At 66.6% G+C, this 14,641-nt stretch carries 14 protein-coding genes; 6 read left to right on the top strand and 8 right to left on the bottom strand.

Going from position 1 to position 14,641, the window contains the following annotated elements; all coding sequences use genetic code 11:
- Position 1: 1 nt before the first annotated feature.
- From AvAM_RS10300 to AvAM_RS10285, 4 genes are all read right to left on the bottom strand, one after another.
- A complete protein-coding gene (locus AvAM_RS10300) occupies positions 2 to 1,264 on the bottom strand; it encodes a YjgN family protein (protein ID WP_137746960.1) in 1,263 nt (420 codons plus the stop codon).
- A gap of 138 nt (positions 1,265 to 1,402) precedes the next feature.
- On the bottom strand, positions 1,403 to 2,197 hold the full coding sequence (locus tag AvAM_RS10295) for an rRNA pseudouridine synthase (RefSeq protein WP_137746959.1): 795 nt from the start codon (positions 2,195 to 2,197) through the stop codon (positions 1,403 to 1,405).
- Positions 2,198 to 2,232: 35 nt separating this feature from the next.
- On the bottom strand, positions 2,233 to 3,927 hold the full coding sequence (locus tag AvAM_RS10290; protein ID WP_137746958.1) for an MBL fold metallo-hydrolase: 1,695 nt from the start codon (positions 3,925 to 3,927) through the stop codon (positions 2,233 to 2,235).
- A 103-nt stretch (positions 3,928 to 4,030) separates the two neighbouring features.
- Positions 4,031 to 5,233: an MFS transporter gene (locus AvAM_RS10285; RefSeq protein WP_137746957.1), complete on the bottom strand. Its 1,203-nt coding sequence runs from the start codon at positions 5,231 to 5,233 to the stop codon at positions 4,031 to 4,033.
- A gap of 147 nt (positions 5,234 to 5,380) precedes the next feature.
- On the opposite strand from AvAM_RS10285, the gene AvAM_RS10280 reads away from it, so the two are divergent.
- Complete coding sequence (locus AvAM_RS10280) at positions 5,381 to 6,265, top strand: LysR substrate-binding domain-containing protein (RefSeq protein ID WP_137746956.1); 885 nt, start codon at positions 5,381 to 5,383, stop codon at positions 6,263 to 6,265.
- Positions 6,266 to 6,293: 28 nt separating this feature from the next.
- Here AvAM_RS10280 and AvAM_RS10275 read toward each other — a convergent pair whose 3' ends face one another.
- Together AvAM_RS10275 and AvAM_RS10270 are read right to left on the bottom strand one after the other, a co-directional pair.
- Positions 6,294 to 6,491, bottom strand: a complete 198-nt coding sequence (locus AvAM_RS10275; protein ID WP_137746955.1) for a hypothetical protein — start codon at positions 6,489 to 6,491, stop codon at positions 6,294 to 6,296.
- 132 nt (positions 6,492 to 6,623) lie between these two features.
- The gene (locus tag AvAM_RS10270) at positions 6,624 to 7,328 is read right to left on the bottom strand and encodes a glutathione S-transferase N-terminal domain-containing protein (protein ID WP_137746954.1); all 705 of its coding nucleotides are present in this window, start codon (positions 7,326 to 7,328) and stop codon (positions 6,624 to 6,626) included.
- Between the two features lie 92 nt (positions 7,329 to 7,420).
- On the opposite strand from AvAM_RS10270, the gene dapF reads away from it, so the two are divergent.
- The 4 genes from dapF (at position 7,421) to lepB (ending at position 10,794) form a co-directional block, all read left to right on the top strand.
- Positions 7,421 to 8,302 (top strand): diaminopimelate epimerase, encoded by an 882-nt coding sequence (gene dapF, locus AvAM_RS10265; protein ID WP_137746953.1) that lies wholly within the window; start codon positions 7,421 to 7,423, stop codon positions 8,300 to 8,302.
- Positions 8,299 to 8,991: a DUF484 family protein gene (locus AvAM_RS10260; RefSeq protein WP_137746952.1), complete on the top strand. Its 693-nt coding sequence runs from the start codon at positions 8,299 to 8,301 to the stop codon at positions 8,989 to 8,991. Before dapF ends, AvAM_RS10260 begins: the two co-directional genes overlap by 4 nt.
- A gap of 46 nt (positions 8,992 to 9,037) precedes the next feature.
- Positions 9,038 to 10,006 carry a tyrosine recombinase XerC gene (locus tag AvAM_RS10255; RefSeq protein ID WP_137746951.1) on the top strand — a complete coding sequence of 323 codons (969 nt, stop codon included), beginning with the start codon at positions 9,038 to 9,040 and terminating at the stop codon, positions 10,004 to 10,006.
- Positions 10,007 to 10,125: 119 nt separating this feature from the next.
- Positions 10,126 to 10,794 (top strand): signal peptidase I, encoded by a 669-nt coding sequence (lepB, locus tag AvAM_RS10250; RefSeq protein WP_137746950.1) that lies wholly within the window; start codon positions 10,126 to 10,128, stop codon positions 10,792 to 10,794.
- 153 nt (positions 10,795 to 10,947) lie between these two features.
- Here the strand turns inward: lepB and AvAM_RS10245 are convergent, their stop codons facing one another.
- Positions 10,948 to 12,603 carry a methyl-accepting chemotaxis protein gene (locus tag AvAM_RS10245; protein WP_137746949.1) on the bottom strand — a complete coding sequence of 552 codons (1,656 nt, stop codon included), beginning with the start codon at positions 12,601 to 12,603 and terminating at the stop codon, positions 10,948 to 10,950.
- Between the two features lie 31 nt (positions 12,604 to 12,634).
- Positions 12,635 to 13,162 (bottom strand): chemotaxis protein CheW, encoded by a 528-nt coding sequence (locus AvAM_RS10240; RefSeq protein ID WP_137746948.1) that lies wholly within the window; start codon positions 13,160 to 13,162, stop codon positions 12,635 to 12,637.
- A 217-nt stretch (positions 13,163 to 13,379) separates the two neighbouring features.
- Between AvAM_RS10240 and AvAM_RS10235 the strand changes: the two genes are divergently transcribed.
- Positions 13,380 to 14,615, top strand: coding sequence for a class I SAM-dependent rRNA methyltransferase (locus tag AvAM_RS10235; protein WP_137746947.1), 1,236 nt, complete (start codon positions 13,380 to 13,382; stop codon positions 14,613 to 14,615).
- Positions 14,616 to 14,641: the final 26 nt, after the last annotated feature.

The raw sequence follows: 14,641 nt of genomic DNA, 5'->3' as shown, positions 1-14,641 counted from the left end.
CTCAACCGATGAGGTCGAGGCCAGCAGCATCTGCCAGCGCATCGCCCAGGCCGCCCTGCTGCTGGCGCACCATGGCACCGGCCACCTGTTCCACGCCACCCTTGACGTGCAGGGTGACGGACTCGACCTTCATGCGGTATTCACTCACCCGCGCAAACGGGCGGTACAGGCCCAGCGTGAGCAGGGTGAGCAGGATGTTCTTGATGCGCAGCCACACATAGCTGCTGCTCTTGAGGCGGCTTTTGAAGCGGGCCACATGGCTCACGCCGATGTTGTTCCACATGAGCTGGAACATGCGCGCCTCACGGTAGGCCCGGGCGGGGGCCGAGGCCAGGATCAGCATGAAGAAACCCACCACGGCAGCCACGATGCCCACCACGATCATCCACAGGCCCATGCGCTCGCTCTGGCTGGCCATCAGCGCGATGGAGCTGCCCGCGAGCACGCCCACCAGGGCGGCGATGCCCACCACACACAGGATGAACACGGCCACAGTGGCCAGCCAGATCTTCACAAAGTCCATGTAGACCGGCTTCCAGCGGCCTTTTTCGGCGCCGATCTGGGCCTTGAGCACCAGCAGGCTCTTGAAGTTGTATTCCAGCCGGATGAAACACAGGATCGACAGCACCGGGCCCAGCAGCAGCAAGCCGCCCATGGCCGGGGTGAAGCTGGGCATGGGGGCTTTCTTGCCTTCTTCCTCGACGGCGTCCATGGCCTGCGCCAGGTCGGGTGAGAGCATCTGCAGGCCGAAGAACACGCCAAACCACACCAGTGCCAGTGCAAACACGGGCCAGCTGGCGATGTAGACCTCTTTCCAGCTCGCGGTGAATTGCAGCCGCAGGCCGCGCCAGCGCGTGGCCCCAAGGCGAAAACGCATGGCGCTGGCCCAGATGAACGGGGCCAGCGCCGCACCCGCCAGAAGGAACAGGCCCACGGCCGTGTCCTGCCCGGTTCGGACGGCGATGTTGTAGGCAATGGTGAGCATCATCAGCATCACAAAACCCATCACCATCTTGCGCTGCTGCGCGGTGAATTCGAGGGGGCTGCCCGCCACCAGGGTGTGGCTGTAAAAGTACTGGGCGGTACGGCGCCGGGCCCAGGGGGTGTAGATGCCCAGCGTGACGATGGACAGCAGCACGTTGACGATCCACACCCGGAAATACTCGCCACCGCTGCCGGTGAATTCGATGGGGTGGGCATCGATGTTCTGTGGCATGAAGGTGGACATCGGCCCTGCCGCGCCACCGGATTGTTGTTGGTTCATGAACTCCCTCCTGAGTGCTGCGCAGTGTAGCAGCGGCCCCTGCGCAAGGGAATCATGAAAAAAAGGCCGTCAGCGCGCGGCCATCATGCCTGGATAGCTATGTTTTCAGGAGCATATCCGGGCATGATTCATACCGTCTCAGAACTTCTCCCACGGCTGCAGATAGCGCCATTGCCCCTCGGGCACCTTGGCCAGTGGCACGCGGCCGATGCGGATGCGCTTGATGCCCACCACCGAGAGGCCCACGGCCTCGCACATGGCCGGGATCTGGCCGGGGCGAATGCCCTTGAGCGCAAAGCGCAGCTTGGTTTCGTTTTGCCAGCTCACCTTGATGGGCGGCAGCGGGCGGCCGTTGAAGCTGAGGCCGTGGCACAGGCGCTGCAGGCCGTTGGGGGCGATGTCGCCCTTCACCTCGACGATGCATTCCTGCTCCAGCACCTCGATGTCTTCGGCCAGCTTGCGCGCGATGCGCTTGTCCTGCGTGTAGACCACGAGGCCACTGGCCTCGGTGGGCAGGGGCGTGAAGCATTCGAGCTGCTTGAAGTGGCGCTGCAGCACGCGGATGCCCGAGGCGTCTTCGGGCAGGTGGGACACGGCGTTGAGCAGCGCGAGCGCCTGCTGCGCCCCCTGGCTGCGGCTGGCGTGGGCCGCTGGCCCTGTGGGTGCGCCTGGCAGCCCCAGGCCGGCTTCAAACCCTGCGGGCTTGTGCAGCAGCAAGGTCACCGGGGTCAGCTCCAGCAGGCTGGCATCGGGCGCCACGGCCACAGCCTGATCGGGGCGCACGCGGGCACCAGGAGCTTCCTCGATCTGGCCGTCCACGCTCACAAAGCCGCCCTCAATGAATTGCTCGGCCGTGCTGCGCGAGCAGTTCAGTTGTTCGGCCACGCGTTTGGCCAAGCGGATGTGGGTGGGGTCGGGGTTCTTCTCGGTCATTGAATCGGGGGGATTGTGTTTGGGTGTTCTTCGGTTCAGTTGTTGCCGGGGCGCTGGGAGCGGATGCGCTCCACATGCGCCAGCAGCGAGCGCTGCGCCACCGGCCACATGCGCGGCGGCACGTCGTCGTAGGCGTGGCGCACCCAGTCTTCCATGCTGCCCTGGGGCAGGGCCTGCATGGCGGCCAGCACCTTGGCCTCGCGCGCCAGGCGGTGGGTCTTGAGCTTGGCGATGGCGCCGCGCGCATCGCCGAGCACATAGCCGTGCGCGGGCAGGATGAACTCCACGCCATGCTCGGCGCAGACGGCATCCAGCCGGTCCAGTGAATCGAGGTAGTCGGCCATGTTGCCGTCCGGTGGGTCCACCACCGTGGTGCTGCCGTTCAGGATGTGGTCGCCGCTGAAGAGCAGGCCGTCTTCCACCAGCAGCAGGCACACATGGTTGGCCGCATGGCCGGGGGTGTGGATGGCTTGCAGGGTATGGGTGATTTGGGCCTCCCCCGCGCGACCATCAAGCCTTAGTAGCTCATTATTTTGTAGCAATCGGTCGGGCGTGAACTGGCTGGCGGCGCGTGCCGTGGGGGCCGAGGGCAGGCCCAGGATGGGCGGCTGGGGCTTGCCTGCCTGCACACACAGCGCCTGCAGCGGCGCGGCGCCCGGCGAGTGATCGGGGTGCGAATGGGTGCACACGATCATGCGGATGTCGCCGCCTGCAGCGCGCCAGAGTTTGTCCAGGTGCTCGGGGTCCGCCGGGCCGGGGTCGATGGCGATGAACCCCGTGGCTGGGTCGCCCACCAGGTAGCTGTTGGTGCCGGGGCCGGTCATCACGCCGGGGTTGGGCGCGGTGAGGCGCATCACGTTGCGCAGCAGGGGCACGGGGCGCTCGGTCTGCCAGTCCAGCGGGTGCACGATCTGCCCGTCGGGGCAAACCAGGGCCAGCTCGCCGTAGGGCATGTCGCTTTCCATGTAGCGCGCTTCTTTGCCTGCCAGCGTGCCCGCGCGGGGGCAACTGGTCCACAGCGGCGCTTCGCTTTTCAGCGCGTCGAACACCGCCTGCGTGCTGCCAAATGCGGCCAGCCGCTGCAGGGTGCGGATGGTCGGGAAGATCATGAAGAACTGCCCCGCCTCGTGCCGCGCCAGCGCGTCGGCCGGGCGCACCCACACGGGCTCGAACTGCTCGGCCTCGTCGGCCACGGGCTCCTGGCCATCGGGCATGCGTGCCACCAGAAACGGCACATCAAAGCGGCGCGGCAGGTCGCGGTCCGTGATCCAGTGCGCGAGCAGAAAAACGCCATCTGCCGCCAGCCGCAGCCCGCGTGCGGCGCATTGCGCCACAAAGGGCTGGTGGCGGTCGATGGCGGCGATGTCCTGCGCATTGGCCATCTGCCCTTGGCGCGGGCCGTCGGTATGGCGCGCGAGCAGGATGCCCAGCTCTTCAAAGCTCTCGCGGATGGCGGCGATCGCCTGCGTGAGGTGCAGGTCGCTCTGCGTGGGGCGGCGGTCAGCGGCCCCGTGGGTGTCGGGGGCCGCATCCAGCGCGTCGATGCCGCCGCCGGGGAACACGTAGGCGCCCGGAGCAAAGCTGGCCTTGTCGGAGCGCCGCGTCATCAGCACCTCGATCCCGCCCCCGCCGTCAGCGGCGGTGGCATCGCGCAGTAGCAGCACGGTGGCGGCGGGGCGGGTGACGACGGGTTCGCGGAAGGGGTGGAGCTGTTGGGTGGAGCGAGGCATCAGGCCATTATCGAGCTGTGCTGGCCTCCTTGCACTCCTGCCAGCGCACTGGCACCGGCGAGCGGCCCATGGCGTGCCCCTTGGTGTGAGGGGCGCGCCACCGTCAATGCCCCACGGGCACGGCGCCGCTGGTGCGCGCAGGGATGCCGCTGCGTCGGTCGAGCACGCCGCTCCACTGTGTGAGCGCCAGCGACACCAGCACCACCACCGCGCCGATCCACGGCGTGTGCTGCAGGCCCAGGTGCGTCACGATCAGACCCCCGGCCCAGGCGGCGCCTGCAATGCCCAGGTTGAAGGCGGCGATGTTCAGGCCCGAGGCCACGTCCACGGCCTGCGGCGTGAAGCGTTCGGCCTGCTTGACCACGTACACCTGCAGCCCCGGCACATTGCCGAATGCCACGGCGCCCCACAGCAGCACGGTGCCCACGGCCAGCCAGGGGTGGGGCGCGGTGAACTGCAGCAGCAGCAACACGGCCGCCAGCAGCGCGAAGATGATGCGCAGTGCCGGGATGGCCCCCAGCCGGTCGGCCAGCCTGCCGCCCCAGAGGTTGCCTGCAGCCACCGAGATGCCGTACACCAGCATCACCCAGCCCACAGCGCCCGCGCTGAAGCCCGAGATGTCGGTGAGGATGGGGGCGAGAAAGGTGAACGGGATGAACGTGCCGCCGTAGCCGATGGCCGTCTTGGCGTACACCAGCAGCAGGCGCGGCTCGGCCAGCACCTTGGCCTGCTGCAGCAGCGAGGCGGGCGGGGTATGGGCCAGGTGGCGCGGCACAAACAGGGCGCTACCGATGAAGGCCACCACGCCCAGCGCTGCCACGGCCAGAAAGGTCTCGCGCCAGCCGAAGTGCTGGCCGATGAAGGTGCCCAGCGGAACGCCCGTGACCAGTGCCACCGTGAGGCCGGTGAACATGATCGCAATGGCGCTGGCTGCCTTCTCGCGCGGCACCAGGCCGGTGGCGATGGTGGAGCCGATCGAGAAGAACACCCCATGCGCCAGCCCGGTGAGGATGCGTGCGGCCACCAGCGTCTCGTAGCTGGGCGCCTGCCAGGCCAGCAGGTTGCCGGCAGTGAAGAGGGCCATCAGCGCCAGCAGCAGCGCCTTGCGCGGCAGCTTGCCGGTGAGGGCGGTGAGCACGGGCGCGCCGATGGCAACCCCCAGCGCGTAGAGGCTGACCAGCAGCCCGGCCGAAGGCAGGCTGATGGCCAGGTCCGCCGCCACGGTGGGCAGCAGGCCAACGATCACGAACTCGGTCGTGCCGATGGCGAATGCGCTGAGTGTCAGCGCGAGCAAGGCAATGGGCATGGAAAAAACTCCTGGGACAACGTGTGAGTGGCAGGAGTGTGGGTGCTTTGCCTTTGCTAAAAAATAGGGTTATCGGAAGAAAATATTTGCTGCGGAGTCAATAATCGTGTGACGATCCCACACGGAATCCTTGCTGACACCCCCACCATGAAGACCACTCTGGAAGAGCTGCAGGCCTTTGTCGCCGTGGTGGACGGTGGCTCCATCACCGCCGCTGCCGACCACCTGGACCAGACGGTCTCGGGCATCAGCCGGGCACTGGCGCGGCTGGAGAAAAAGCTCGACACCACGCTGCTGCGCCGTACCACCCGCCGCACCGAGCTGACGGAGGAGGGCCAGGCCTTTTTGCAGCGCACGCGCGCCATCCTGGCGTCCATCGAAGATGCCGAGGAGCACATGGCGGCGCGTCGCCAGCAGCCTGCAGGCCGCCTGCGCGTGAATGCGGCCACACCCTTCATGCTGCACGCGGTGGTGCCGCTGGTGCCTGCGTTTCGCAGCGCCTATCCGCAGATCGCGCTGGAGCTCAACACGGATGAGGGCTACATCGATCTGCTGGAGCAGCGCACGGACGTGGCCATCCGCATCGGCCAGTTGCAGGACTCGACCCTGCACGCGCGGCCCCTGTGCACCAGCCGTCTGCGGGTGCTGGCCAGCCCCGCGTATCTGGCCCGTGCGGGCAAACCCAAAAGCGTGGCCGACCTGGGCGGGCACACGCTGCTCGGGTTCAACCAGCCCGAGTCGCTCAACCGCTGGCCGCTGCGGGGGGCACATGGGGACCAGTGGCCCATCGCGCCCAGCCTCACGGCGTCGAGCGGCGAGACGCTGCGCCAGCTCGCGCTGGCACATGTGGGGCTGGTGTGTTTGTCCGACTTCATGACCGCAGCCGACCGCGAGAGCGGCCGCCTGGTGCAGGTGCTGGCGCGCGACACGGTGGAGGTGCGACAGCCCATCAACGCGGTGTATTACCGCAACACACAGCTGGCCGCACGGATCGCGTGTTTTCTGGATTTTCTGCAGGAGCGCATGGGCTGAACCGCCCGCGTGCCGCGCGATACCGGCCTCAGCGCAATGCGCGCAATTGCTGCAGGCGCTGCAGCACGGCGTCGATAACGGCGTTAGCGCCCTCCACATCGCAGCTCCACAGCATTTCCAGCAGCTCGATCAGCGCGATGGCATTGTTTTCCTGCAGCGCGGCGCGTGCGGCAGCCTGCAGGTTGTGGGTGTCCAGATCCTGCAGAACGTCAACGGTCAATCCCATGGGGCACTCTCTATTTTTTAAGGAGGCCCATGGTAGGTGCGGGGCGGCCGGGCGCCGGGCTGCCCGGCATGATCAAGATCAAGGGCGAATGAGAAACCCGGCGTATGCTGGCCCGTCCGCCCCCGTGCTGCGTCAGCCGCGTGCCGGAATCGCCAGCCCCCGGGCCACGGCCGGGCGCGCCACGAAGGCGGCGAGCACGCGCTGCACCTGCTTGAATTGGTCGAATTCCACCAGCTCGCCCGCGCCGTAGAAGCCCACCAGATTGCGCACCCAGGGCAGGATGGCGATGTCGGCGATGGTGTACTGGTCGCCCATCACCCACTGGCGGCCCGCAAGACGCTCGTCCAGCACCTTGAGCAGGCGCTTCGATTCAGCGACATACCGGTCGCGCGGGCGCTTGTCGTCATAGTCCTTGCCGGCAAACTTGTGGAAGAAGCCCAGCTGGCCAAACATCGGGCCTACGCCGCCCATCTGCCACATCACCCACTGCAGGGTTTCGTAGCGCCCGGCGGTGTCCTGCGGCAGCAACTGGCCTGTCTTGCTGGCCAGGTACACCAGGATGGCGCCGGACTCGAACAGCGCCAGCGGTTGGCCGTTCGGCCCGTTCGGGTCGAGGATGGCGGGGATCTTGTTGTTGGGGTTGAGCGAGAGGAACTCGGGCGAAGTCTGGTCGTTGGTCTCGAAGCTCACCAGGTGGGGCTCGTAGGGCAGGCCCATCTCTTCCAGCGCAATTGACACCTTCACGCCGTTGGGCGTGGGCAGGGAATACAGCTGGATGCGGTCCGGATGCTGGGCGGGCCACTTGCGGGTGATAGCAAAAGTGGAAAGATCGGTCATGCGCGGTTCCTGAAAAGCCGGGGGACGAATGGAGTGGCGAAGCCTACCCGCGCGCGCGGTTTGGCGCAGGGCCGGGGCCATAATCCCTTCCCATGCAGATTCGCTTTACCAAAATGCAAGGCGCGGGCAACGATTTCGTGGTGCTCGACGAAACCCAGGGCCGCCTGGGGCTGTCTGCGGCGCAATACCGCTTTCTGGCCGACCGCCACTTTGGCGTGGGGGCCGACCAGATCCTCACCGTGCGGCCCTCGCCGGGCGAAGGCATCGACTTCGAATATGTGATCCACAACGCCGATGGCGGCGAGGTGGAGCAGTGTGGCAACGGCGCGCGCTGCTTTGCGCGCTTTGTGCACGACAAGGGGCTCACCGGCAAGGACCAGATCCGGGTGCAGACCCAAAGTGGCGTGATCGCCCCGCGCCTCACGGCCGATGGCCGCGTCACCGTGGACATGGGGCGCCCCGAGTTCGACCCCGCCAAGGTGCCGTTTGATGCTTCGGGCCTGGAGCCCGTGGCGCAAGGTTTGGGGCAAAAATGGCCGCTACCGCCTGATGGTAAAGCGCTTTCAGCTATTGTTTTGGTAGCGGTTGTCTCCATGGGCAACCCCCATGCCGTGCAGCTGGTGGACAACGTGGACACCGCGCCTGTGCTGGAGACCGGCCCGCTCATCGAAAGCCATGCGCGCTTTCCGCAGCGGGTGAATGCGGGCTACCTGCAGATCGTGGACCGCCGCCATGTGCGTCTGCGCGTGTTTGAGCGCGGCGTGGGCGAAACCCTGGCCTGTGGCACTGGTGCCTGCGCTGCAGTGTCGGCAGGCATCCGCCTGGGCCTGCTGGACCCCGAGGTGCATGTGGACACGCGTGGCGGCCGCCTCACCATTGCCTGGAGCGGCCAGGAGGCCGATTCCGTTTTCATGACCGGCCCCGCCACCACGGTGTTCGAAGGCCAGATCGACATTCCTGACACCCTCGTATGACGACCTCCCACATCCCTCCGATCACCGAAGACGACATCGCCCAGTTCCTGACCAACACCCCTGGCTTCTTCGAGCGCCATGCCGAGGTGCTGGCCAGTGTGCAGATCACCAGCCCCCATGGCGCGCGTGCCGTGAGCCTGCAGGAGCGCCAGGCCGAGATGCTGCGCGAAAAGATCAAGGGCCTGGAGCACCGCATCATGGAGATGGTGCGCAACAGCACCGAAAACGCCGCCATTGCCCACAAGGTGCACCAGTGGACGGGCGCGTTGCTGCAGGTGAAGGACCCGTTCGACCTGCCCCAGGCCGTGGTCGATGGGGTGCGCATCCTGTTTGATGTGCCCCAGGCCACCGTGCGTGTGTGGGACGTGGCCGGCCCTTACATCGACGCCGACTTCACCCAGGGCGCAAGCGAGGATGCGCGCGCGTTTGCCTCGTCCCTGACCATGCCCTTTTGTGGACCCAACCTGGGCTTTGAGCCCGCAGGCTGGCTGGCGCAGGAGGCGGGTGAGCCCGCCCAGTCGCTGGCGCTGCTGCCGCTGCGCGCGGGCGCCATCGACAGCGCCACCCCCGCGTTTGGCCTGCTGGTGCTGGGTTCGCACGACCCGCAGCGCTTTGACGCCACCATGGGCACGGACTTCCTGTCGCGCATGGCCGAGCTGGCCAGCGCCGCCCTGCTGCGGCTGAAGTAATCCCACCCACGCGCAGCAAGCCGGTGGGCGCCCAGCCAAGGCAAGCATGTCTGACACGCCCACCTCCCTCGACCCCCAGGTGCTGCGCTACCTGGAGCATGTGCGTGTCGAAAAGCGGCTGGCAGCGCGCACGCTCACGCTCTACACCCTCGATCTGGAAAAGCTGGCGCAGTTCGCGGCGGGCGTGAATGTGCCGCTCTTGCAACTCACCAGCGCGCACATCCGCCGGTTTGTGGCGCAGATGCACAGCGCGGGGCGCAGCGGGCGGGGCATTGCGCTCATCCTCTCGGGCTGGCGTGGTTTTTTCACCTGGGCCGGGCGGCAGGGGCTGATCCCGCACAACCCCGTGCAGGACGTGCGCGCCCCCAAGGCGCCCAAGCCGCTGCCCAAGGCGCTGGGCGTGGACGACGCCGTGCGCCTGGCCGAGTTTGACAACACCGGCGCCGACCCCTGGCTCGAAGCGCGCGACGCAGCCATGGTCGAGCTGCTGTACGGCTGTGGCCTGCGCGTGGGCGAGCTCGCAGGGCTGGACGCCATCCCCCATGCCGACACCCAGCGCCTGGGGCGCGGCTGGATTGATCTGCAGGCGGGCGAGGCCCATGTGTTCGGCAAAGGCAGCAAGCGCCGCAGCGTGCCCGTGGGCAGTGCCGCCACGGCCGCGCTGCAGGCCTGGCTGGCCATCCGCGCCACGCCGTTTGGTGGCGAGGGCTCGGCACGGCTGGATACTGCGCTGTTTGTGGGCCAGCGCGGCGCGCGGCTCACGGCGCAGGCCATCTGGCTGCGCCTGCGCCAGCGCAGCCAGCAGGCGGGGCTGACCACACCGGTGCACCCGCACATGCTGCGCCACTCGTTTGCCAGCCACCTGCTGCAAAGCAGTGGTGACCTGCGTGCCGTGCAGGAACTGCTGGGCCACGCCAACATCACCACCACGCAGGTCTACACGCGGCTCGACTTTCAGCACCTGGCCAAGGTCTACGACGCCGCTCATCCGCGCGCGCGCAAAAAGCCGCCCTGAGCCGCTGCGCGGGTTTGCGCGAAAGCGAAGCAACCGCCCGCCTGCTGCGCGGAACCAAGTGGCCACCTGGCGCCTCCGATCAAACTGCCGCCCGCAGTGGGCGCCCTGGAGTTGTCGTCATGCTGCTGAACTGGATCAAATCGAACCGGTGGTTCATCGTGCTGTTGTTGTGCTTCGGCGTTTTTCGCACTGCTGTGGCCGACTGGAACCCCATCCCCTCGGGCTCGATGCGGCCCACACTGCTGGAGGGGGACGTAGTGCTGGTCAATCGCCTGGCCTACGACCTCAAGCTGCCGCTCACCGACGTGATACTGGCGCACATCGACGACCCACAGCGCGGCGATGTGGTCACCTTCTCGTCACCGCTGGATGGCACCCGCCTGATCAAACGCATTGCCGCTTTGCCCGGCGACACGGTGGAGATGCGCAACGAGGTGCTCTACATCAACGGCCAGGCGGCCGAATACGACATGCCCGATTCTGTGCAAGAGGCGGTGCTGCCGGGCCACACGCTCACCGCCACGCGCTGGACGGAGCGCCTGCTGGGGCATGAGCGCCGCGTGCAGTGGCTGCAGGGCGTGACAGCGCGCAGCAGCTTCGATCCGGTGCAGGTGCCCGAGGGCGAGTACCTGGTGCTGGGTGACAACCGGGACAACAGCGCCGATTCGCGCTACATCGGCCTGGTGCCGCGCCATCTGCTCATCGGGCAGGCGCACCGCGTGCTGCTGTCGGCCGATGTACTGGGCCACTGGGCGCCGCGCCTGGAGCGCTTTGGCCAGGCGCTGTAGTCCGGTTCATCCACGGCGTGACCTGCCTGGTTAAGAGGGGCCAAAAAACTCAGCGAAGCGGCACTGGCTAGGCGTTTCGCCGCAGGCAGTACAGCCAGTACGACAAGGCGAGACAACGACGCCAGGGGCGTTTTGTTAGCCGCGCTGAGCCGCTCAGGCGGCCGCCATCGGCAGATGGGCGTGGCCCAGCAAGGGGCGGCGTACGGGGCGGTGTTGCACGACAGCGCGTGGCTCCTGGACGGGCGTCTGGGCTTGGTCCTGGCCATCAGGCAGCTTGAAGGTGGCGACCGTGTGGACCAATTCGCCCGCCTGCTGGTTCAGGCTGGCAGCGGCGGCGGCCATTTCTTCCACCAGGGCAGCGTTTTGCTGTGTGGCCTGGTCCATCTGCGTTACGGCCTCGTTGATCTGGTCTACGCCCTGGCTTTGTTCGGTGCTGGCGGCACTGATCTCGCCCATGATGTCGGTGACACGGCGGATGGAGGCGACGACCTCGCTCATGGTCTGACCGGCGCGGTTCACCAGGGCCGAGCCGGCTTCCACGCGCTCCACGCTGGTCCCGATCAGGCCCTTGATCTCGCGGGACGCCTCGGCCGAGCGGCTTGCCAGCACGCGCACCTCGGTGGCAACCACGGCAAAGCCCCGGCCCTGGTCGCCTGCGCGGGCGGCCTCCACGGCAGCGTTCAGCGCCAGGATGTTGGTCTGGAACGCGATGGAGTCGATGACACCAATGATTTCGGAGATCTTGTTGCTGCTGTCGTTGATGTCCTTCATGGTGCTCACCACATCTGCCACCACCTCGCCACCTTGCACGGCAATCGATGTGGCGGCCTGGGCCAGCTGGTTGGCCTGGCGCGAGTTGTCGGCGTTCTGGCGCACGGTGGCGTTGAGCTGCTCCATGGAGGCGGCGGTTTCCTGCAGTGCGCTGGCCTGTTGCTCCGTACGGGCCGACAGATCGTTGTTGCCCTGTGCGATTTCGGCCGATGCGTAGGAAACGCTGTCACTGTTGGTCCGCACCTGGCCGACCAGATGCACCAGTGACTGCTGCATCTCCTGCAGGGCCTGCAGCAATTGTGCGGTTTCGTTGGTGCCACGGTAGGTGATGGGCAGGCTCAGGTCCCCGGCCGCCACAGCGCGGGCAGCATCCACCGCACGGCGCAGGGGGGCGGTGGTGGAGCGCACGATGCCAAAACCAATCGCCGCACCGGCCACCAGGGCCAGCCCCGTGAGCGCCAGCACAGACACGTTCAGCGTGGACACAGCCGCCACGGCATCGCCCTGGGCCGTCTTCGCCAGCGACTCCTGGAATTCGATCAGCCCGTCCAGGGCATCAAAGTACGCCTTTCGCGGCGCCGCCATGGACCCTGTCAGGACGGCCCGTGCATCGTCCATCCGGCCGGCGGTCAGCAGTTCGGAGTAGCGCGACAACTGCGCGGCGTACTCACCGCGTGCGCGCAGGGTTTCGGCCAGCGCGGCCTTGCCTTGGGGCGTGGTGATCTGCTGTGCGAGGGTTTCGAACAGCTGCGTGATCTGTTGGCGCTTGGCGTTGATGGTGGCCTGGTGCCGTTGCACGTTTTCGGGGCTGGTATCCAGCAGCATCTGCGTGAGGGCCAGCTCGACCCCGGTTGCGTCTTCCTTGGCCACATGCAGGTGCAGCACCTTGGGAAAGCGGTCGTCAATGATGGAGTGAAAGGCTTTGTCAGCGCTGCTTGCCAGCACCACCGACAGCGTGCCCATGAGGCCGATGAGCAGCGCCATGAAGCCGAAGCCCAGCGTGAGGCGGGTCGAAATCTTCAAGTCATTGAATTTCATGGTGTGTCCAGTTTTTGGGGTATGGGGCCGTTCAGTGGGTGGTGGCAAGGGCTTCGCCCTCCACCGATCTGGCAAGGAATTTCTCGATGTCCAAGAGGATCAGCATGCGCGAGCCCACCGAGCCGATGGCCAGCAGGTGTTCGGGCTTGACGTTGCCGCGCAGGGCGGGCACGGGGCGCAGCTGTTCGCGCTCCAGAGTGAGTACATCGGAGACCCCGTCCACCACCACGCCCACCGTCCGCTGGCCGATGTGCAGCACGATCACTACCTTCAGGTGGTCGTATTGCACGGCGGTCTGTCCCAGCTTCAGGCGCAGGTCGATGATGGGCACGATCACGCCGCGCAGGTTCATCACGCCCTGGAGTTCGCCCGTGGCATTGGCGATGGTGGTGGGCTTTTCGTACGAGCGGATCTCCTGCACGCGCAGGATGTCCACCCCGTATTCCTCGTTCCCGATCTTGAACGCCAGAAACTCGCGCAGGTCGGTTATGGTGGCCTGTGCGGCGCCGGGCGCTGGTGCCAGTCGGGTGGCAGGGGGAAGAGCGTGGGTTGCGGTCATGTTTGATAAAAATGATATTTTTCGCAATTCTAAATTTGATAAATCATATTTGTCAAATAAAAGTGCAAATCTGATAAGTCATGGAGGGGAAGGGGCGGCTGTTGTGTCGCATGGCCCAAGTCCCCATTGGGGTGTGAAGGCCGCTGGATGCAGAGGGCATCGCTGTTTTTGAGCGGTCCGGGACCGAGGCCGGCTCCCAACCCGCACAATCCGGGGCATGAAAACCCTCCGCCTTCGCCCTGGCAAAGAGCGCTCGCTCTTGCGCCGCCATCCCTGGATTTTTGAATCGGCCATCGCCAAAGGCGGCGGCGACAGTGGCGAGACCGTGCGTGTGGAGTCGCACGAGGGCCAGTTCCTGGCCTGGGCCGCTTTCAGCCCCAGTTCGCGCATTCGCGCGCGGGTGTGGAGCTTTGACGAGGCGCAGCGCATTGATGCTCCATTTTTTATAGCTGCTTGCGCACGATCCATAATCGCCAGAGCCCGTTTTGACGTGCAAAGTGACGGCGTGCGTCTGGTGCATGGCGAGTCCGATGGCCTGCCTGGGCTCATCGTGGACCGCTATGGCGATACGCTGGTGGCGCAGTTCACCAGTGCGGGCACGGAGCGCTGGAAAAGCGTGATTGCCGATGCGCTGCTGCGCGAGACGGGCCTGACCAAGCTGTATGAGCGTTCGGACGCCAGCGTGCGTTCGCTGGAGGGCCTGGAGCCCGCCACCGGCTGGCTGCGCGGCGGGCCCACGGGCGCGGCGGGCGATGGCGAAGGGCCACCGCTGGAGCTGACGATCCGCGAGCACCAGTGGCGCCTGACCCTCAACATCGCTGAGGGCCACAAAACGGGCTTTTATCTGGACCAGCGCGACAGCCGCAAGCGCTTTGCCGACTACACGCAGCGCCTGGGCTTCAAACATGTGCTCAACTGCTTTTGCTACACCGGCGGCTTCAGCGTGGCAGCGCTGGCGGGCATGCGTGCGGCGGGCGCAGCAGCCGATGGGCATGTGACGTCCATTGACTCGTCCGGCCCCGCCTTGGAGCGCGCCCGTGCGCACGCGGCGCTCAACGGGTTCGACCCGAACCGCGCAAGCTTTATGGACGCTGATGTGAACGCCTCGCTGCGCCAGTTCCTCAAGGAAGGCCAGCGCTTCGACGCCATCATCCTGGACCCGCCCAAGTTCGCGCCCACGGCGGCCCACGCCGAACGGGCAGCCCGCGCCTACAAGGACATCAACCGGCTAGCGCTGCAGCTGCTGTCGCCTGGCGGGGTGCTGTTCACCTTCTCATGCTCGGGCGGTATCAGCGCCGACCTGTTCCACAAGATCGTGGCGTCGGCCGGCGCGGATGCAGGAGTGGACGGCTACATCCTGGAGCGCCTGGGCGGCGCGCCCGACCACCCGATGACGCTGGAGTTCCCGGAGGGCGAGTACCTCAAGGGGCTGGTGGTAATGCGCAAGGGGTGAACGTTCCGGCGTCAGCAGGGGCTTGA

Origin of the sequence: Acidovorax sp. NB1, assembly GCF_005405905.1 — a bacterium.
Lineage (GTDB): Bacteria > Pseudomonadota > Gammaproteobacteria > Burkholderiales > Burkholderiaceae_C > Acidovorax.
Note: the sequence above shows the minus strand (reverse complement) of the source record. Positions and strands in the feature narration are given on the sequence as shown.